The sequence below is a fragment of the Streptomyces sp. NPDC007264 genome (genome assembly GCF_042869095.1).
Lineage (GTDB): Bacteria > Actinomycetota > Actinomycetes > Streptomycetales > Streptomycetaceae > Streptomyces.
On sequence record NZ_JBIAFD010000001.1, the window covers coordinates 136,769 to 156,920 of the forward strand.

A 20,152-nucleotide genomic window follows, 5' to 3' on the forward strand; every position below is an offset into this window, starting at 1 on the left:
CGACCCGTCCGACCGACACCCCGACCCGTCCCGCGACCACACGTTCGTGGGACCCGTGAGAGAGCGTGCCCTGTGGCTGACGTACCTGCCGATCTTGCCGCAGTGTGGCCACGAGTACTCGAGCAGCTTCTCGGTGAAGGGCGCGGACCTGGCGTCGAGGCGAAGGACGAGCACTGGATCAGGCGCTGCCAGCCGCTGGCCCTGGTCGCCGACACCGCCCTGCTCGCTGTACCGAACGAATTCGCGAAGGGCGTCCTCGAGGGCAGGCTCGCGCCGGTCGTCAGCGACACGCTGAGCCGCGAGTGCGGTCGCCCCATCCGCATCGCGATCACCGTCGACGACTCCGTCGGCGAGTCCCCGGCCCCGGCCGCCCCCGCCCAGTCGCGCTACGAGGAGCCCGAGCTCCCCTCCCCGCAGGGTCACGACACCTACGACGGCCGCAACGGCCGCGGCGGCCACGGCGGTTACGACGGATACGGCCGCCACCGCCGCGACGACCACCGAGCGGGCCGCCCCGACCCGCTCCCCACGGCCCCCGGAGACCAGCTCCCCGCCCCCCGCACCGAGCAGGTCCCGCCGGCCCGCGCCGACCAACTCCCGCCCGCCCGGCCCGCGTACCCGGGCGAGTTCCAGCGCCCCGGGCCCGGCGCCTGGCCGCGCCCCTCCCAGGACGAGTACGGCTGGCAGCAGCAGCGGCTCGGCTTCCCCGAACGCGACCCGTACGCGACGCCGGCGCCGGACTACCGCACGCAGTCCCCGGCGCGTCCGCCGTACGACCAGCGCACCGAGTACGACAGCGGGCGCTCCGGCTTCGACCAGCAGCACCCCGACCGCCGCGACCTCCCCGAGCCACCCGGCGGCGGCCGGCGGCCGGAAGGCGCCGGGACCGGCCGGCCCACCGGCGCTCCCGGGCCGCTGGCCGCACAGCCCGCGCCGGCGACGGGCCCGGGTGAACCCACCGCGCGCCTCAATCCGAAGTACCTCTTCGACACGTTCGTCATCGGCGCCTCCAACCGCTTCGCGCACGCCGCGGCGGTCGCCGTCGCCGAGGCACCGGCGAAGGCGTACAACCCCCTCTTCATCTACGGCGAGTCGGGGCTCGGCAAGACGCACCTGCTGCACGCGATCGGACACTACGCGCGCAGCCTCTACCCGGGCACCCGCGTGCGGTACGTGAGCTCGGAGGAGTTCACCAACGAGTTCATCAACTCCATCCGCGACGGCAAGGCGGACGCGTTCCGCAAGCGCTACCGCGACATGGACATCCTGCTCGTCGACGACATCCAGTTCCTGGCGCAGAAGGAGTCGACGCAGGAGGAGTTCTTCCACACCTTCAACACGCTCCACAACGCCAACAAGCAGATCGTGCTGTCCTCGGACCGGCCGCCCAAGCAGCTGATCACCCTGGAGGACCGGCTGCGCAACCGCTTCGAATGGGGTCTGATCACCGACGTCCAGCCGCCCGAGCTGGAGACGCGCATCGCGATCCTGCGCAAGAAGGCCGTCCAGGAGCAGCTGAACGCGCCGCCTGAGGTGCTCGAGTTCATCGCCTCCCGGATCTCCCGCAACATCCGGGAACTGGAGGGCGCGCTGATCCGGGTGACGGCGTTCGCGTCGCTCAACCGCCAGCCCGTGGACCTCGGTCTGACCGAGATCGTCCTCAAGGACCTGATCCCCGGCGGTGAGGACACGGCACCCGAGATCACGGCGACCGCCATCATGGCGGCCACCGCCGACTACTTCGGGCTGACCGTCGAGGACCTGTGCGGGACCTCACGCGGGCGTGCCCTGGTGACCGCCCGCCAGATCGCGATGTACCTGTGCCGTGAGCTGACGGACCTGTCGCTGCCGAAGATCGGCGCGCAGTTCGGCGGCCGCGACCACACGACCGTGATGCACGCCGACCGCAAGATCCGCGCGCTGATGGCGGAGCGGCGCTCGATCTACAACCAGGTGACGGAGCTGACGAACCGCATCAAGAACGGCTGACGTCCGCGCGGACCACGCCGCACCGGGCGCCGAGGGCGCCCCGGGACGACCTCCCGGGGCGCCCTCACCCGTTCCACCGCCCCCGCCCCGACTCGCGCGACGACCGTCCCCTGTTCGAATGCCCGCCGGGTTACGGCCTCCCTCCACAGATTCGGGGACTTTCTTCCGTCCACACCCTGGGGACCGCGGAGTTGTCCAGACCGCGTCCACAGACCGCGTGGCAGAAGATCGATCACAGCAGCTCAGCCGCCTGTGGATCCGTGGACGAACGATCTCCACAGACTGTGGACGAGAAGAAGATCCACAGCCCTGTGCACGGAGTTGTCCACCGGCGACCCACAGGTTGGAGCCGGTTGTCCCCAGCAATCCCCGGCTTCTCCACATCCCTGTCCACTGTTCGGCAACGTGACGTGCCTCCTCACCGTGTCGAGTGAAAGGCGTCACATCGAGGTGCCGGATTGCCCTGTGGGAAAGGTGGGTAAAGCTGGGGACGGCACTGGGGAGAAGTGCCTCGACGCTGTGCACGGGATGTGCAGAACTTTCCGTTCTCCACAGAGACGCCGGGTTGTCCACCGCCGCCGCCCACAGGGCCCGTGGACAAAATCCCGGCCGTGACCTGGGCTTATGCGGTTATCCACGGTTTCCACAGCCCCTACTACTACTCCCAACTAGAGAGACCGGGGAATTCGCTTCGAAGCGGGCCCTGTGCACAACTCGCCCTCCGGTGCCCGGCCGCCCCTCGTCACGACTTGACCTCGACGGGCACCTGCTGTCGGTGCCGTGCGTCAGACTGGTCCCCGGTGTCCTTCCCGCCCCAGTGGCCCGGGACACCGCTCAGACGACGAAGGCGAAGCAGGGCGAGAACGCCGGCAACAGCAGGAGGCGGCTTACCGTGAAGATCCGGGTGGAACGCGACGTACTCGCGGAGGCAGTGGCCTGGGCGGCGCGCAGCCTCCCGGCCCGTCCGCCGGCGCCTGTGCTCGCCGGCCTGCTCCTGAAGGCCGAGGACGGGCAGCTGAGCCTGTCCAGCTTCGACTACGAGGTCTCCGCGCGCGTGTCGGTGGAGGCGGAGGTCGAGGAGGAGGGCACGGTCCTCGTCTCCGGCCGCCTCCTCGCCGACATCTGCCGTGCCCTCCCCAACCGCCCGGTGGAGATTTCCACAGACGGTGTACGGGCGACGGTGGTCTGCGGCTCCTCGCGGTTCACCCTCCACACCCTTCCCGTGGAGGAGTACCCCTCGCTGCCCCCGATGCCGAACGCGACGGGCACCGTCCCCGGCGAGGTCTTCGCCGCGGCCGCCGCCCAGGTCGCCATCGCCGCCGGGCGCGACGACACACTGCCCGTCCTCACCGGTGTGCGCATCGAGATCGAGGGCGACACGGTGACGCTGGCCTCCACCGACCGCTACCGCTTCGCGGTCCGCGAGTTCCTGTGGAAGCCGGAGAACCCGGAGGCGTCCGCGGTCGCCCTGGTGCCCGCCAAGACCCTCCTGGACACCGCCAAGGCGCTGACCAGCGGCGACAGTGTGATCCTCGCGCTCTCAGGATCCGGTGCGGGCGAGGGCCTGATCGGTTTCGAGGGCGCCGGGCGGCGGACGACGACCCGCCTCCTGGAGGGCGACCTCCCCAAGTACCGCACGCTCTTCCCGACGGAGTTCAACTCGGTGGCCACCATCGAGACCGCCCCCTTCGTCGAGGCCGTCAAGCGCGTCGCCCTGGTCGCCGAGCGCAACACCCCGGTGCGCCTCAGCTTCGAGCAGGGTGTGCTGATCCTGGAGGCCGGCTCCAGCGACGATGCACAGGCTGTGGAACGGGTCGACGCCCAGCTGGAGGGCGACGACATCTCGATCGCCTTCAACCCGACCTTCCTGCTGGACGGCCTGAGCGCGATCGACTCCCCGGTGGCCCAGCTGTCCTTCACGACGTCCACGAAGCCCGCGCTGCTGGGCGGTAAGCCGGCGGTGGACGCCGAGGCGGACGAGGCCTACAAGTACCTGATCATGCCGGTGCGGCTGAGCGGCTGAGCGGCTGTCCACAGCGCTTGCCGAGCCTGTTGACACGGGTCCGCCGATCACCCGGCCCGTCAGGTGAAGCCACAGGTCGGGGCCACACGCTTGAGCGTGTATGCCCACAGATGTGCGTGAGCGTCCGGGTTTAGGCTCGGACGCGGGCAGGAAGACGCCCCCACGCCACGTCGCAACCTAAGGAACACTGATGGAGCTCGGTCTCGTCGGCCTCGGCAAGATGGGCGGCAACATGCGCGAGCGGATACGCCGCGCGGGCCACACCGTCGTCGGATACGACCGCAACCCGGACCTCGCCGATGTCCACAGCCTCGAAGAGATGGTGGACAAGCTCGCGGGCCCGCGCGTGGTGTGGGTGATGGTGCCGGCCGGTGCCCCGACCCAGGCCACCATCGACGAGCTGGCCGAGCTCCTGGAGCCCGGTGACGTGGTCGTGGACGGCGGGAACTCCCGTTGGACGGACGACGAGCGGCACGCGGGGCAGCTGGCGGCCAAGGGCATCGGCTTCGTCGACTGCGGTGTCTCCGGCGGCGTCTGGGGCCTGCAGAACGGCTATGCGCTGATGTACGGCGGGGACGCCGAGCACATCGCCAAGGTGCAGCCGTTCTTCGACGCGCTCAAGCCCGAGGGCCCCTACGGCTCGGTGCACGCGGGCAGGGTGGGGGCGGGCCACTTCTCGAAGATGGTCCACAACGGCATCGAGTACGCGATGATGCAGGCGTACGCCGAGGGCTGGGAGCTGCTGGAGAGGGTCGACTCCGTGGACAACGTCCGCGAGGTCTTCCGCTCCTGGCAGGAGGGCACGGTCATCCGCTCCTGGCTGCTCGACCTCGCGGTCGACGCCCTCGACGAGGACGCGCACCTGGACGGGCTGCGCGGCTACGCCGAGGACTCCGGCGAGGGACGCTGGACGGTGGAGGCCGCCATCGACCACGCGGTGCCGCTGCCCGCGATCACCGCGTCGCTGTTCGCGCGGTTCGCGTCACGGCAGGACGACTCGCCGCAGATGAAGATGATCGCGGCGCTGCGCAACCAGTTCGGCGGCCACGCCGTCGAGACGAAGTGATCCACAGGGCCGCCCGGCGGTCCACAACCCTGGGGGAGGTCGGTGAACGACCATGCACGTCACGCACCTGTCGCTGGCCGACTTCCGCTCGTACGCCCGGGTCGAGGTCCCGCTCGACCAGGGTGTCACCACCTTCGTCGGCCCCAACGGCCAGGGCAAGACGAACCTCGTCGAGGCGGTCGGCTACCTGGCCACGCTGGGCAGCCACCGTGTCTCCTCCGACGCCCCGCTCGTCCGCGTGGGTGCCGACCGCGCGATCATCCGGGCGGCGGTCCGCCAGGGCGAGCGCCGACAGCTGATCGAGCTGGAGCTGAACCCCGGCAAGGCCAACCGCGCCCGCATCAACAGGTCCTCGCAGGTCAGACCGCGCGACGTGCTCGGCATCGTACGGTCGGTGCTCTTCGCACCCGAGGACCTCGCGCTGGTCAAGGGCGACCCCGGCGAGCGGCGCCGCTTCCTCGACGAACTGATCACCGCCCGCTCCCCGCGGATGGCCGGCGTGCGCTCCGACTACGACCGGGTGCTCAAGCAGCGCAACACGCTCCTCAAGTCGGCCGCGCTGGCCCGCCGCCACGGCGGCCGGTCCATGGATCTGTCCACCCTCGACGTGTGGGACCAGCACCTCGCACGTGCGGGCGCCGAGCTGCTCGCCCAGCGCCTCGACCTGATCGCCGCGATCCAGCCCCTCGCCGACAAGGCGTACGAGCAGCTGGCGCCCGGCGGTGGTCCTGTCGTCCTGGAGTACCGGCCGTCCGCGCCCGGTGAGGCGCACACCCGCGAGGCGCTGCACGAGCAGCTGACGGCCGCGCTCGCCGAGGCCCGCAAGCAGGAGATCGAGCGCGGTGTCACCCTGGTGGGACCCCATCGGGACGATCTGCTGCTCAGGCTCGGCCAGCTGCCCGCCAAGGGATACGCGTCCCACGGGGAGTCCTGGTCCTGCGCGCTGGCGCTGCGCCTGGCGTCGTACGACCTCCTCCGCGCGGAGGGCAACGAACCGGTGCTCGTCCTGGACGACGTCTTCGCCGAACTGGACGCCCGCCGTCGTGAACGCCTGGCGGAACTGGTCGCGCCCGGGGAGCAGGTCCTGGTGACCGCCGCGGTCGACGACGACGTACCGGACGCCCTGACGGGGACCCGGTACACCGTGTCCGACGGCACCGTGGAGCGCGTATGAGCACCGACGAGCCCGCACCCGGCAAGACACCCGGCCCCACGGGTGTGGACCTCGCACGTGTGGCGCTGAGGGCCGCGAAGGAGCAGGCACGCGCGCGTGGGGACGCGGCGCAGCAGAAGAAGCAGGCGCGGCGCGGCGGCCTGCGTTCCGGCGCGCGCGCCGACCGGCGCGACCCCATGGCGCTCGGCGCGGCCATCAACCGGCTGATCACGGAGCGCGGCTGGGAGACGCCGGCCGCGGTGGGCGGCGTGATGGGCCGCTGGCCGCAGATCGTCGGCGAGGACCTCGCCAGGCACTGCGTCCCGCAGCGGTACGACGAGGACGAACGCGTGCTGACCGTGCAGTGCGACTCCACGGCCTGGGCGACGCAGCTGCGGCTGCTCGCCCCGCAGCTGGTGGCGCGCCTCAACGAGGACCTGGGGCACGGGACGGTCCGTCTGATCAAGGTGCACGGCCCCGGCGGTCCCGCCCGGCGCTTCGGGCCCCTGCGCGCCCCGGGGAGCACCGGACCCGGTGACACCTACGGGTGATGTACCTCACCTCGGTGTCGCCCGGAACGGTCACCGGCGGGCCTTCCGTCACGCCCGGCGCGGGGGGCGGACACCGATGTGACTCCGCAGTAGCCAAGGGTTGACAGCCAGAAGCGCTGAGTGCCGCTCAGAGCCTCTTGGAGCCCCGCTCCGCATATGGGGAGTCGGGAGAGACCGGTTGAGGGCGGCACATGCGGACTCAGGTACCGGCAAACCCCCATCACTGTCGGCGCTACCGGTAGACTGGAAGACAATCCCGCCCCGATCGTGGGGACCGTCCGGGTAAAGCTGAGCAACGCTGATCAAGGCTTACCAACGCAACATGCCGCAGCCGCTCCGGCAACCGCCGACGAGCCTGGCTTGTGCTGTGCCAGAAAGGGCGCTTCGTGGCCGATTCCGGCAACCCCAACGAGAACATCCCGTCCACCGACGCCGGCGTGCACGCCGCGGTCACCTCGTCGACCGGCGAGGTGACCGCTTCGTACGACGCCAGCGCGATCACCGTCCTCGAGGGTCTGGACGCGGTCCGCAAGCGACCCGGTATGTACATCGGCTCGACCGGTGAGCGCGGCCTGCACCACCTCGTGTACGAGGTCGTCGACAACTCCGTCGACGAGGCGCTGGCCGGGCACGCGGACACCATCGACGTCACGATCCTGGCCGACGGCGGGGTACGGGTCGTCGACAACGGCCGTGGCATCCCGGTCGGCATCGTCCCCTCCGAGGGCAAGCCGGCCATCGAGGTCGTGCTGACGGTCCTGCACGCGGGCGGCAAGTTCGGCGGCGGCGGCTACGCGGTCTCCGGCGGTCTGCACGGCGTGGGCGTCTCGGTCGTGAACGCCCTCTCCAGCAGGGTCTCGGTCGAGGTCAGGACCGATGGCCACCGCTGGACTCAGGACTACAAGATGGGCGTCCCGACGGCCCCGCTGGACCAGCACGAGGCCACGGAGGAGACCGGCACCTCCGTCACCTTCTGGGCCGATCCGGACATCTTCGAGACCACCGAGTACTCCTTCGAGACGCTCTCGCGGCGCTTCCAGGAGATGGCGTTCCTCAACAAGGGTTTGACGATCAAACTCACTGACGAGCGTGAGTCGGCGAAGGCCGTGACCGGCGCGGACGAGGCGGGCGCCGACGCGAAGGACGAGGTCAAGACCGTCACGTACCACTACGAGGGCGGCATCGTCGACTTCGTGAAGTACCTCAACTCCCGCAAGGGGGACGTGGTCCACGCCACCGTCATCGACCTGGAGGCGGAGGACAAGGACAAGAGCCTGTCCCTCGAGGTCGCGATGCAGTGGAACAGCGGCTACAGCGAGGGCGTGTACTCCTTCGCCAACATCATCCACACGCACGAGGGCGGTACGCACGAGGAGGGCTTCCGCGCGGCCCTCACGAGCCTGATCAACAAGTACGCGCGCGACAAGAAGCTGCTGCGCGAGAAGGACGACAACCTCACCGGTGACGACATCCGTGAGGGGCTGACGGCGATCATCTCGGTCAAGCTGAGCGAGCCGCAGTTCGAAGGTCAGACGAAGACCAAGCTGGGCAACACGGAGGCGAAGACCTTCGTGCAGCGGGCGGTCTACGAGCACCTCAACGACTGGCTGGACCGCAACCCGGTGGAAGCCGCGGACATCATCCGCAAGGGCATCCAGGCGGCCACCGCACGGGTGGCGGCCCGCAAGGCGCGCGACCTGACCCGGCGCAAGGGCCTCCTGGAGTCGGCGTCCCTGCCGGGCAAGCTGTCGGACTGCCAGTCGAACGACCCGACCAAGTGCGAGATCTTCATCGTCGAGGGTGACTCCGCCGGCGGCTCGGCCAAGTCCGGCCGCAACCCGCAGTACCAGGCGATCCTCCCGATCCGCGGCAAGATCCTCAATGTCGAGAAGGCCAGGATCGACAAGATCCTGCAGAACCAGGAGATCCAGGCGCTGATCTCCGCCTTCGGCACGGGTGTGCACGAGGACTTCGACATCGAGAAGCTCCGCTACCACAAGATCATCCTGATGGCGGACGCCGACGTCGACGGCCAGCACATCAGCACACTGCTGCTGACCTTCCTCTTCCGCTTCATGCGGCCGCTGGTCGAGTCCGGGCACGTGTACCTGTCCCGCCCCCCGCTGTACAAGATCAAGTGGGGTCGGGACGACGTCGAGTACGCCTACTCGGACCGCGAGCGCGACGCGCTGATCGAGATGGGCCGTCAGCGCGGCAAGCGGGTCCGCGAGGACTCGATCCAGCGCTTCAAGGGCCTCGGCGAGATGAACGCCGAGGAGCTGCGCGTGACCACGATGGACCAGGAGCACCGGGTTCTCGGCCAGGTCACCCTGGACGACGCCGCCCAGGCCGACGACCTGTTCTCGGTCCTCATGGGCGAGGACGTCGAGGCCCGCCGCCAGTTCATCCAGCGCAACGCCAAGGACGTCCGCTTCCTCGACATCTGAGTCGGTCTCAGCTGACCGCACCAGGAAGGATCCCCACCAGCAATGGCCGACGAGAACACCCCAGTCACCCCTGAAGAGGGCGGCGAACTCGCGATGCGTGTCGAGCCCGTCGGGCTCGAGACGGAGATGCAGCGCTCGTACCTCGACTACGCGATGTCCGTCATCGTCTCGCGTGCGCTGCCCGACGTGCGGGACGGGCTCAAGCCCGTGCACCGCCGCGTCCTGTACGCGATGTACGACGGCGGCTACCGACCCGAGCGCGGCTTCTACAAGTGCGCCCGCGTCGTCGGCGACGTCATGGGCAACTACCACCCGCACGGCGACTCCTCGATCTACGACGCGCTGGTCCGCCTGGCCCAGCCGTGGTCGATGCGGATGCCGCTGGTGGACTCCAACGGCAACTTCGGCTCCCCGGGCAACGACCCCGCCGCCGCCATGCGCTACACCGAGTGCAAGATGGCGCCGCTGTCCATGGAGATGGTCCGCGACATCGACGAGGACACCGTCGACTTCACGGACAACTACGACGGCCGCTCCCAGGAGCCGACGGTCCTGCCCTCCCGCTTCCCGAACCTGCTGATCAACGGCTCCGCCGGTATCGCGGTCGGCATGGCGACCAACATCCCGCCGCACAACCTGCGCGAGGTGGCGGCCGGCGCCCAGTGGTACCTGGAGAACCCGGACGCTTCGCACGAGGAGCTGCTCGACGCCCTCATCGAGCGGATCAAGGGCCCGGACTTCCCGACGGGCGCCCTGGTGGTGGGCCGCAAGGGCATCGAGGAGGCCTACCGCACCGGGCGCGGCTCGATCACCATGCGTGCGGTCGTCGAGGTCGAGGAGATCCAGAACCGCCAGTGCCTGGTGGTCACCGAGCTGCCCTACCAGGTCAACCCGGACAATCTGGCACAGAAGATTGCGGACCTGGTCAAGGACGGCAAGATCGGCGGCATCGCCGACGTCCGCGACGAGACGTCCTCGCGCACCGGCCAGCGGCTGGTCATCGTGCTCAAGCGGGACGCGGTCGCCAAGGTCGTCCTGAACAACCTCTACAAGCACACCGACCTGCAGACGAACTTCGGCGCCAACATGCTGGCGCTCGTGGACGGGGTGCCGCGCACCCTGTCGCTGGACGCGTTCATCCGCCACTGGGTGACGCACCAGATCGAGGTCGTCGTCCGCCGTACGCGCTTCAGGCTGCGCAAGGCCGAGGAGCGCGCGCACATCCTGCGCGGTCTGCTGAAGGCCCTGGACGCCATCGACGAGGTCATCGCGCTGATCCGGCGCAGCGACACGGTCGAGATCGCCCGCGAGGGCCTGATGGGCCTGCTGGAGATCGACGAGATCCAGGCCAACGCCATCCTCGAGATGCAGCTGCGGCGCCTCGCCGCCCTGGAGCGGCAGAAGATCGTCCAGGAGCACGACGAGCTCCAGGCGAAGATCCGCGAGTACAACGAGATCCTCGCTTCGCCGGTCCGCCAGCGCGGCATCATCAGCGAGGAACTCACCGCGATCGTCGAGAAGTTCGGCGACGACCGCCGCTCCAAGCTGGTGCCCTTCGACGGTGACATGTCCATCGAGGACCTGATCGCCGAAGAGGACATCGTCGTCACCATCACGCGCGGCGGCTACGTCAAGCGCACCAAGACGGACGACTACCGTTCGCAGAAGCGCGGCGGCAAGGGCGTGCGCGGCACGAAGCTCAAGGAAGACGACATCGTCGACCACTTCTTCGTGTCCACGACGCACCACTGGCTGCTGTTCTTCACCAACAAGGGCCGCGTCTACCGAGCGAAGGCCTACGAGCTGCCCGATGCCGGCCGGGACGCGCGCGGCCAGCACGTCGCGAACCTGCTCGCCTTCCAGCCGGACGAGACGATCGCCGAGATCCTGGCGATCCGCGACTACGAGGCCGCGCCGTACCTGGTGCTCGCCACCAAGGGCGGTCTGGTCAAGAAGACGCCTCTGAAGGATTACGATTCGCCGCGCTCCGGGGGCGTCATCGCGATCAACCTGCGCGAGACGGAGGACGGATCGGACGATGAACTGATCGGGGCCGAACTTGTTTCGCCCACGGACGATCTGCTCCTGATCAGCAGGAAGGCGCAGTCGATCCGGTTCACCGCGACCGACGAGTCCCTGCGCCCGATGGGCCGTGCCACCTCGGGCGTCAAGGGGATGAGTTTCCGCGAGGGCGACGAGCTTCTCTCGATGAATGTTGTTCGACCCGGTACGTTCGTGTTCACTGCCACCGACGGCGGGTACGCGAAGCGGACCGCCGTCGACGAGTACCGCGTCCAGGGTCGCGGCGGCCTCGGCATCAAGGCCGCCAAGATCGTCGAGGACCGCGGCTCGCTCGTCGGCGCGCTGGTGGTCGAGGAGACCGACGAGATCCTCGCCATCACGCTGTCCGGCGGTGTGATTCGTACGCGAGTCAACGAGGTCAGGGAGACGGGCCGTGACACCATGGGCGTCCAACTGATCAACCTGGGCAAGCGCGATGCCGTCGTCGGTATCGCACGTAACGCCGAGGCGGGACGCGAGGCGGAGGAAGTCGACGGCGTGGAGGCCGTGGACGAGACCGCCGAGAGCGTCGCGACCACCGGCACGGACGAGGGCGAAGCGCCCTCGGCCGAGTAGCGCGAGGAGTGAGTCAGCGTGAGCGGAGCCACGGGCGCCGGTTCGACCGGTACGGAAACGGACGGCGGCCGTGGCTCCGGCACGGACCAGACCCGCTCCCATGAGTCTCATGGATCCCAGGGGGGAACTGTGACGGACACCCGAGGCCCGCAGACCCAGCAGTACGCGGCTGGAGCGGGCCCGGCCGCTCCGGGCGCCGCGCAGGCCGCCCCTGGCGTACCGCCGGCCCCGGGCGCGGTGCCGGCGGAGTCTCCCCTGCCGGGGGAGCGGCATCCGCAGCAGCCCGCGACGCCCTACCACCCGCCGCAGGCGTACCCGGCGCAGGCACCGGCGGCCGGTGTGCGCCGTCCCCGGACCGGCGCGCGCACCACCCCCCGGACCCGCAAGGCGCGCCTCAGGGTGGCGAAGGCGGACCCGTGGTCGGTGATGAAGGTCAGCTTCCTGCTCTCCATCGCGCTGGGCATCTGCACGGTCGTGGCGTCGGCGGTGCTGTGGATGGTCATGGACGCCATGGGCGTCTTCTCGACGGTCGGCGGCACGATCTCGGAGGCCACCGGCTCCAACGAGTCGAACGGCTTCGACCTGCAGACCTTCCTGTCGCTGCCGCACGTGCTGATGTTCTCGACGATCATCGCGGTGATCGACGTCGTCCTGGCCACCGCCCTGGCGACGCTGGGCTCGTTCATCTACAACCTCTCCGCGGGCTTCGTCGGCGGCATCGAGCTGACACTGGCGGAGGACGAGTAGCCTCCGCGGTCTCCGTCCGCGAACAACGCGCCCCCGACGGACCCCTGGTTATCGATTTTGGGACTGCCCACGTCGTGCGCTAATCTTCAGGGGTCAGCGCGCGGGACGACATACCGCAGAGCGCGGCGGGGCTATAGCTCAGTTGGTTAGAGCGCATCCCTGATAAGGATGAGGCCACAGGTTCAAATCCTGTTAGCCCCACAGCGAGAAGACCCCCGGTCCGTCAGGACCGAGGGTCTTTTTGACGCCGGGTGTCGGCGAGAAGGCACCTGGCCTCCGGCCGGGAACCGCGGAGGGCGTCGTACGCAAGATCGCCCGAGGTGGTGTCGTGGCGCCGGGGTCACAGCCGCAGGCGCACCGTCGGCTCGATCGAGGTGGCGGGTTCGTGCAGGCTCCTCAGGGCGTGGCGGGCGAGCGGGGTCGACGCGACCGCGGTCGTACGCGCGCGGTGGCGGCAGGTCGGGGAGGCTCCGTGGGCCTCGGCGTGGATGCGTTGCTTCATCGTGGGGGGCAGGGACCGGTCGCGTGCCCAGCTGTCGGGAGCGGGCCCGGGAAGCGTCATCTGCGGGGCGCTGCCGCCCTCCGGCTGCGTCGGGGCCACGGCCGCCTCGGCGGTCGTGGTGGCGAAGCCGAGCGCGGCGCACAGCGCCAGGAAGGCCGTGACGATGGCGGTCCAGAGTTTCATGACCTTGTTCCCGGCCATGACCCCTCACTTTCGGGTTGGTCGATTTGCGTACTTTCCTCATGATGTGTAAGGGGGCTGGGAAGTGGTGGACCGACGCCCTCGGCGCGTCGATCTTCGGATGAACACCACCCGGACGGACGCAAGGGGCCGCACCGTACGGGGCGGGGTGAGGAGGCCGGTGACCGTCACGTTCCGTGAGGTCCGATCACCCGTGGAACGGGGTGCTGCCGTCCCGCCGTACGGGGGTGTGACGGGCGGCAGTTGAGGACCGGCGGAGGGCCGACGCAGGTCACCGATCGATATCGGTCGGTGTGTATAGTCGGGCGCCAGAGGTCCCCTACGTCAAGGAAAGACGAGGTCGCGCGGTGAAGAAGCTTCTCCTGGTCGCACTGGCCGCCATCGGCGGGCTCCTCGTGTACCGCCAGATCCAGGCGGATCGCGCCGAGCAGGATCTGTGGACGGAGGCGACCGACTCCGTGCCCACGGGTTCCTGAACCCGACGGACGACAGATTCAGAGCAGGCCCCGGCCGTCGATGCGGTCGGGGCCTTGTGTTGCCCCGGAGGCGGGGCGGGTGTAAGGAGCGTCGGCAAGGGAGTGTGCTCCTCACCGATGTCCTGGGGAGACCGTTTCGGCCGCTCGTGAGCAATGCGCGGGTGCCGTGGTGGCGTGCCGTGCAGGATGGGCGACGGTCCGGGCCGCGTACGACAGGGGTGGCGGGTGATGAGACGGCGCACGGAGGCGGTTCGCGGGATGCTCGGGTGCGGTCGGACGCCGGCGCGCGCGGCGGTCGCCCTGTGCACGGCGGCGCTCGGCATGAGCGTGGCGCTGCCCGCGCGGGCCGCCGCGGGGGCCGCCGCGCCGGTCCCGTACGCGTTCGATCCCGGTGCCCGGACGGTCCAGGGCGCCACCGGCACCGCGGGCGCCGTACGCCTGGACCCCGGACGCACCTACAGGAGCAGCCTGCCCGCCGGAGGGAAGCGCTACTACCGCCTCGACCTCGACGCCACCGCCACCGCCTACGTCTCCGCGACGGCCGTCCCCCAGGAGGGCGCGGCGGTCTCCTCCTCCGACGGCCTCAAGGTGTCCGTCCAGGACGCCGACGGCACCCTGTGCTCCTCCGGGACCACCCATGTCGGCCCCACCCAGAGCCCGCACCCCATCGCCGCGTCGGCGGCCCGGGAGACCGGCCCCGGCACCTATGTGTGCGGGCGGGCGGGGGTGTACTACGCGGTCGTCGAACAACGCGACCTGTCCACCCCCGCGTCCGGCGACTGGGACCTGGAACTGGACTACGTGTCCGAGCCCGCACTGAACCGGCCGGGCTCGACGGCCCCGCCGAGCGCCTGGAACTCGGCGGCACCGCAGCCCCTCGCGGGTGAAGCGAAACGGCGGGCGGGCGGGGCCGGCTTCGCCATGGCGGGTGCCGTCGGGCAGGGCGTCTGGCAGGGCGCGATACGACCGGGGCAGACCGTGTTCTACAAGGTGCCCGTCGACTGGGGCCAACAGCTGTCCGCCACCGCCGAGCTGGGTGGCTCCACCGGCGGCGACGGCTATGTGGGCACCGCCCTGGCGATGGCGCTGTACAACCCCGTCCGCGCGCACGTCGCCGACGCCGACGCCGGCTACAGCGGCGCCCGTGCGTCGGCCGCGCTCGATCCGCTGCCGCCCGTCGACCACGCCAACCGCCACGCCGTGGGCAGCCGGGCGAGCGGGATGCGGTTCGCGGGGTGGTACTACCTGGCGGTGCACCTCGGGGCACCGGTCGCGGACCGGTTCGGGCAGGGGCCGTTCGGGCTGACGCTGCGCGTGCGGGTGGGCGGGACGCCGGCGTCCGCTCCGGCCTACGCGGGGCGGCCGGCACCGCGGGACGTGTTCGAGGTGACGGCGGCGGACCGGCAGGAGGCGGCGGCCGGGACGGAGGAGGAAGGCGGCGGGGGAGACCGCCCCACCGGCACCGGCACCGGAGGTGACGTGCCGCGGGCCGACGGCGACGGCGGCGGTGGTGGTACCGGTGGCGGCGGGAGCGAAGGCGGGGGCCGGGACGGCCGCGCGATGAAGCTGGTCGCCGTGAGCGGCATCGGCACCGGGAGCCTCCTGGTCCTCGGACTCGCGGTGTGGACGCTGGCCGCCCGGCGGCGGGCGGGGGGCGGTCGGCCCGGGTGATCCGGGCGGGCGGCGTGGGCCGGGAGTGCGGCGTGGGCCGGGAGTGCGGCCGTTGCCGGAAGGGGCGAGCGGGCCGAGGGGCCGCTCAGAGCCGTGTGAGGGCCCAGAATCCCACCGCGAAGCAGAGAAGCGCGACCAGCAGGACCGGCACGGCGACCTTCGCCGGAGGTCCCGGGCGCCGGGCGGCGGGTCGCCTGCGGTGCCGTGTGATCCGCTGTGGCTGCGTGGGGGTGTACGGGGACGGGACGGCGTACGCGGCGTGGACGGGCTGCGGCAGCGCCGCGCCGAGGACCGCGGGTGGCCCGGAGGGGGACCAGGCCGCCCGCGGCGGTTCGTGACGCGGAGCGGGGGAGGGAACCGTGGGCGCCGCCTGTGCCGTGGGGACGGGGGCCGGGACTGCGGCGGAGGGGGTGGGCGGCTGCCCGGGCGGGACCGGCACGCCACCCAGCTCCTCACGCGGCAGCGGCGGCGGCAGATGGAAGCTCCCCGTGTCCGACATGGTCGACCGCTGCCGGGGCGGTGCCGGATCGGCGGCGGGCCTGGGCGGTACGGCGGAAGGCGTGGAGTCCGGCCGCCCCGCGCCGGACGCGGTGCCGGGCGGTACCGCGGGCGTGCCGCCGGTGCCGGGCGGTACCGCGGATGTGCCGCCGGTGCCGGGCGGTACCGCAGGCGTGCCGCCGGTGCCGGTGCCAGGGCTGTCGCCGGTGCCGCCGGTGGCCGGGGCGGTCGTGGGCCGCGGCGGTATCGGCCCGGTCGTGGGCGGTGCCGGTGTGCCGCCCGTCCCGGAGCCGTCGGTGTGCGGCGGCCGCGGAGCGGAACGCGCGCCGGTGGACGCCGTCGGCTGCCGGCCGGATGCGCCGCCCGGCGCGCGGGGCGGGACCGCAACCGATCCGTTCGTCACCCCCGATGCCGCACGCAGCGGTCCCTCGGGGCCGAATCCGGCCGGGAGCGGCCCGAGTTGGTCGAAGATCTCCACCTGCTCGTCGTCGGTGCCGGTCTCGGGCAGCAGCTCCGCGGCCGCGGCGAGGGCCTTGCGCGCGCCCGTGGCGGTGCGGAACCGCGCGGCCGGGTCCGGCTGCAGCAGCGTCGCCACGACCTCCCACAGGGGCCCGGGAAGCCCGCGGGGCGGTCCCGGCGTCCCGCTCGCCGTGAAGTGGGCGACGAGCGCCTTGGCGTCCGGCTTGGCGCCCTGCAGGAGGTAGAGCGCGACCAGGCCCACGGCGAACAGGTCCGCCGTGAAGTCCGGTTCCGCGCCCATCAGTTGCTCGGGGGCGAGATAACCGGGCGTCCCCACCACATAGTCGGTCTCGGTCAGCCGCGGCTCGCCCAGGCGCATGGCGACGCCGAAGTCCGACAGGCGCAGCCGGGGGCGGCCGGTGCCGGTGGCCTCGAGGAGCACGTTGGCGGGCTTGATGTCGCGGTGCACGACGCCCTCCGCGTGCACGGCGGCGAGCCCGGACAGCAGCTGGTCCAGCAGGACGCAGACGAAGGGCGGCGGCAGGGGACCGTAGTCCCCGACGAGATGCACCAGTGAGCCACCGCCGACCAGGTCCATGGTGAACAGGACCTTGTCGTCGTCCGCGGCCCAGCTGGCGGGCGCGAGCACATGAGGGTGGTCGATCCGCAGCGCCTGCTCGCGGACGAACCGCAGCAGCGAGTGGGCGTCGCTCTGCAGCAGGACCTTGGCGGCCACATAGCGCCGCCGCCGGTGGTCCCAGGCGCGCCAGACCGCGCCGACTCCCCCACGCCCGATCGGATCGACCAGTTCGTACCGCCCGGCGAAGACCTCACCCATGGTCGTGCGTCGCTCCCCCTTCCGGCCTCCGGACAGCGCCGGGGACCCCCGCGCACCCCCCGGCGCGAGAGTCCCCGACGGCCGGGGCGTCGGCTCAGCTCTGGTGGGACTGGTAGTGGGCGACGGCGTCGGAGGTACGGCCGGCGCCGTACACCCGGAGGAACTCTGCCAGCTCGGGGTGGGTCGGGGCGAGGGTGTCCGCCGCCTCGATGATGTCGCCAGCCGCGGCCACCGAACGCAGCAGGGACTGGATCTCGCGCACCACCCGTCTGACCGTCGGCGCGCCCGAACTGGTCGTCGACTGCGTGGTGTTGCTCAGCACGGAGCCCCCCTGCGACTTCCTGATCTCGTCCATCCGGTCGGTGGCCTCCGCGGCGCTCACGCTGCCGTCGGCGACCTGCCCCGCCAGATCCTGCAGCAGCTGCACCCGCTGGACCACCGCGGGGTTGCCGATCTTGGCACGCTGACCGCTCATCAGCTGCGACAGCATGGGAGCCGACAGTCCCAGCACCCCCGCCAGACGAGCCTGGTTGAGACCCAGATCGTCGATGAGCCTACGGAAGAGCGCCCCCAACGGCTCCCCGTACCAGTTCCGCTGCAGCTCCCGCGCTCTTGCGGTGGCTTCCTGCTGTGCGGCGTCCATTGCGTCTCCCCATCGCTTCCCCAAGTACCGCGGTTCGCTGTAGCGAACCACGACGAGCATCTTACGGAGAGTGGTTGTCCACGGGGACCCCCAACTTTTTGCGAGATACCGGGGGTGACCCGCTACGCTTGTGCGCAGCGCCCGCCGGTCCGTGTTCCACCGGCCGGTCGCGTCTCTCTCGGGGCCTTAGCTCAGTTGGTAGAGCGCTGTCTTTGCATGGCAGATGTCAGGGGTTCGACTCCCCTAGGCTCCACATCCCGGACCGGTCAGGTGCCCCTCGCGGCGGCTGACCGGTTCTTTGTCGTGCGGTGACCCGAGTCACACAAAAGATTTGCAGGCATTGCATTCCTTTGCGCAAACGTCAGTCGGGGGCCGGGTCTCCGCGGGTCGTCGCCGGGCGGCCGGTGGGGCGGCCGGGCGGTCTGGGGTGATGTGAGTGAGCTTGGGTGCACGCGTGCGGCCGTGGATGCGTAGCCGACCGGACGCATTCCGTGCCCAAAGTCTCCACGGAACGTGCACACGTGGGGCGTTGCAAACGTCATCGGGAAGGGGCGACGTGAACGCTTCGGCGCCTCCCGGGCGGCTCCGCGTACGGCAAGCGCCGTGGGGCGGGAGACCTTCGGGTCTCCCGCCCCACGGCGCCCCGGGAGCGGCCCGGCGAAACAGGTGCGGGTCCGGTCGGGTTCAGCGGCGGTCGTCGGGCTCGGTGGAGTCGTCCTCGGTCCGCTTCGCCTGCACCTCGGGGTCGAGATCGCTCGGTCCGCTGCCGTCCACCGACGTGAGGCGGTCGCCCTGCGGGATCTCCGTGGCGTCGGGCGGCTCCACCAGCCAGTCGGGGTTGGCCTGCTTGTCCCACCACTTCCAGGCGGCGAAGGCGCCGGCGCTGAGCGCGCCCATCACGGCCAGCCCCTTGGCGCCGCGCCGACACCGGGCCCGGCGCTCCTGCCGGCGCACGATCCTCCGGATCTGCTGCGGCGAGACCTGGCCGCGCAGCGCGGCAAGCGCCGCGGCACCGCGGGCCACCGCCTCCTCGCGGACCGGTCCGGCCGCGGCGACCGCCTGCTCGATCCTCGGACGGGAGTAGTCGGCCGCCTGGCGGGCAGCCTTGCGGGTGTAGACGGCGGCTTCGTGGGCGGCCTGGTCGACCCTGGGCGGCACATGACCACGGGCCTGTTCCAGGCGCGGCGCGAGATGGACGCCGTACTGGACGCGGGCCTGTCCGGCGGCCTGGGTCACCTTCGGCGCGAGACGGACGCGTGCCTCGTGCGCATAGTGCGCTGCCTTGTCCTTGGCCGTGTCGGCGTAGGGCGCCACCACTTCCGCGGCGTGCAGCACGCTGTCCTTCGCCGAGCCCGTCGCGGCGCGCACGCTGTCGATGCGGGTCACGGGTTCCTCCTCCTCGGTGGCGTACGTAATTCGACTTTCCAGCCTTTTACGGATCATGCCTCCCCGACACCTCCCGGGCATGCGAGGGAGGGCATCCGGGTCATGCGGTCGAAAAGGGGCACTCCGGGCCCGTACGCCCACGGCGGCCGCCCGGCCCGCCGGCCCGCGCCACCGGTCCACCGAGGGAACAGCGCGTGCATGTCGGGCCAGAGGTGGCGGCCGGACGACCCGCAGGGCGTACCGTGCGAGGATCGGGGAGTCACAGAGGACAACGGAAGGCAGATCGTGGCTGAGCAGCTTTACGCCACCCTGAAGACCAACCACGGCGACATCCAGGTCCGGCTGCTGCCGAACCATGCGCCCAAGACGGTCCGTAACTTCGTCGAGCTCGCCCAGGGCGAGCGCGAGTGGACGCACCCGGCGACCGGTGAGAAGTCCACCAAGAAGCTCTACGACGGCACGGTCTTCCACCGGGTGATCAGCGGTTTCATGATCCAGGGCGGTGACCCGCTGGGCAACGGCACCGGTGGCCCGGGGTACCAGTTCGAGGACGAGTTCCACCCGGACCTCGCCTTCGACAAGCCGTACCTGCTGGCCATGGCCAACGCCGGCCCGGGCACCAACGGCTCGCAGTTCTTCATCACGGTCGCGCCCACGGCCTGGCTGAACCGCAAGCACACCATCTTCGGCGAGGTCACCGACGCGGCCAGCCAGAAGGTCGTGGACTCCATCGCGACCACCCAGGCCAACCCGCGCACGGACCGCCCGGTCAACGACGTCGTCATCGAGTCGGTCGTCGTCGAGACCCGTCAGGGCTGAGCCCGAGGGCACACCGCACGAGGGAACAAAAGCGCCCCGCCCGTCC

15 protein-coding genes and 2 tRNA genes are annotated in these 20,152 nt (G+C 70.9%); 13 read left to right on the top strand and 4 right to left on the bottom strand.

Going from position 1 to position 20,152, the window contains the following annotated elements:
- Positions 1 to 72 precede the first annotated feature (72 nt).
- The 9 genes from dnaA (at position 73) to ACFYMU_RS00685 (ending at position 12,814) form a co-directional block, all read left to right on the top strand.
- Positions 73 to 1,989: a chromosomal replication initiator protein DnaA gene (gene dnaA, locus ACFYMU_RS00645; protein ID WP_388366239.1), complete on the top strand. Its 1,917-nt coding sequence runs from the start codon at positions 73 to 75 to the stop codon at positions 1,987 to 1,989.
- 892 nt (positions 1,990 to 2,881) lie between these two features.
- On the top strand, positions 2,882 to 4,012 hold the full coding sequence (gene dnaN, locus ACFYMU_RS00650) for a DNA polymerase III subunit beta (RefSeq protein ID WP_388366241.1): 1,131 nt from the start codon (positions 2,882 to 2,884) through the stop codon (positions 4,010 to 4,012).
- Positions 4,013 to 4,202: 190 nt separating this feature from the next.
- Complete coding sequence (gene gnd, locus ACFYMU_RS00655) at positions 4,203 to 5,078, top strand: phosphogluconate dehydrogenase (NAD(+)-dependent, decarboxylating) (protein WP_388366243.1); 876 nt, start codon at positions 4,203 to 4,205, stop codon at positions 5,076 to 5,078.
- 52 nt (positions 5,079 to 5,130) lie between these two features.
- Positions 5,131 to 6,252: a DNA replication/repair protein RecF gene (gene recF / locus ACFYMU_RS00660; protein WP_388366245.1), complete on the top strand. Its 1,122-nt coding sequence runs from the start codon at positions 5,131 to 5,133 to the stop codon at positions 6,250 to 6,252.
- Positions 6,249 to 6,782, top strand: a complete 534-nt coding sequence (locus ACFYMU_RS00665) for a DUF721 domain-containing protein (protein ID WP_388366247.1) — start codon at positions 6,249 to 6,251, stop codon at positions 6,780 to 6,782. The genes recF and ACFYMU_RS00665 overlap by 4 nt, the downstream gene beginning before the upstream one ends.
- 362 nt (positions 6,783 to 7,144) lie before the next feature.
- Positions 7,145 to 9,229, top strand: coding sequence for a DNA topoisomerase (ATP-hydrolyzing) subunit B (gene gyrB, locus ACFYMU_RS00670; protein WP_388366249.1), 2,085 nt, complete (start codon positions 7,145 to 7,147; stop codon positions 9,227 to 9,229).
- 42 nt (positions 9,230 to 9,271) lie between these two features.
- Positions 9,272 to 11,866 carry a DNA gyrase subunit A gene (gene gyrA / locus ACFYMU_RS00675; protein ID WP_388366251.1) on the top strand — a complete coding sequence of 865 codons (2,595 nt, stop codon included), beginning with the start codon at positions 9,272 to 9,274 and terminating at the stop codon, positions 11,864 to 11,866.
- 18 nt (positions 11,867 to 11,884) lie between these two features.
- Complete coding sequence (locus ACFYMU_RS00680; protein WP_388366253.1) at positions 11,885 to 12,613, top strand: DUF3566 domain-containing protein; 729 nt, start codon at positions 11,885 to 11,887, stop codon at positions 12,611 to 12,613.
- A 127-nt stretch (positions 12,614 to 12,740) separates the two neighbouring features.
- A tRNA-Ile gene (locus ACFYMU_RS00685) sits at positions 12,741 to 12,814 on the top strand.
- Positions 12,815 to 12,953: 139 nt separating this feature from the next.
- Here ACFYMU_RS00685 and ACFYMU_RS00690 read toward each other — a convergent pair.
- Positions 12,954 to 13,316 (bottom strand): DUF6344 domain-containing protein, encoded by a 363-nt coding sequence (locus tag ACFYMU_RS00690; protein WP_388366255.1) that lies wholly within the window; start codon positions 13,314 to 13,316, stop codon positions 12,954 to 12,956.
- Positions 13,317 to 13,663: 347 nt separating this feature from the next.
- Between ACFYMU_RS00690 and ACFYMU_RS00695 the strand changes: the two genes are divergently transcribed.
- Together ACFYMU_RS00695 and ACFYMU_RS00700 are read left to right on the top strand one after the other, a co-directional pair.
- A complete protein-coding gene (locus tag ACFYMU_RS00695) occupies positions 13,664 to 13,792 on the top strand; it encodes a DLW-39 family protein (protein WP_003999697.1) in 129 nt (42 codons plus the stop codon).
- A gap of 228 nt (positions 13,793 to 14,020) precedes the next feature.
- Entirely contained in the window at positions 14,021 to 15,463 is a 1,443-nt protein-coding gene (locus ACFYMU_RS00700; RefSeq protein ID WP_388366256.1) for a hypothetical protein, read from the top strand.
- 85 nt (positions 15,464 to 15,548) lie between these two features.
- Here ACFYMU_RS00700 and ACFYMU_RS00705 read toward each other — a convergent pair whose 3' ends face one another.
- The gene (locus ACFYMU_RS00705; protein ID WP_388366258.1) at positions 15,549 to 17,258 is read right to left on the bottom strand and encodes a protein kinase; all 1,710 of its coding nucleotides are present in this window, start codon (positions 17,256 to 17,258) and stop codon (positions 15,549 to 15,551) included.
- A gap of 94 nt (positions 17,259 to 17,352) precedes the next feature.
- Positions 17,353 to 17,901, bottom strand: coding sequence for a helix-turn-helix domain-containing protein (locus ACFYMU_RS00710; protein WP_388366260.1), 549 nt, complete (start codon positions 17,899 to 17,901; stop codon positions 17,353 to 17,355).
- Positions 17,902 to 18,081: 180 nt separating this feature from the next.
- Here ACFYMU_RS00710 and ACFYMU_RS00715 point away from each other — a divergent pair.
- Positions 18,082 to 18,154, top strand: a tRNA-Ala gene (locus ACFYMU_RS00715).
- Between the two features lie 431 nt (positions 18,155 to 18,585).
- Here ACFYMU_RS00715 and ACFYMU_RS00720 read toward each other — a convergent pair.
- Positions 18,586 to 19,287 (bottom strand): DUF5324 family protein, encoded by a 702-nt coding sequence (locus tag ACFYMU_RS00720; RefSeq protein ID WP_388366262.1) that lies wholly within the window; start codon positions 19,285 to 19,287, stop codon positions 18,586 to 18,588.
- Between the two features lie 285 nt (positions 19,288 to 19,572).
- Here ACFYMU_RS00720 and ACFYMU_RS00725 point away from each other — a divergent pair, with 285 nt between their 5' ends.
- Positions 19,573 to 20,106, top strand: a complete 534-nt coding sequence (locus tag ACFYMU_RS00725; protein ID WP_388366264.1) for a peptidylprolyl isomerase — start codon at positions 19,573 to 19,575, stop codon at positions 20,104 to 20,106.
- Positions 20,107 to 20,152 lie beyond the last annotated feature (46 nt).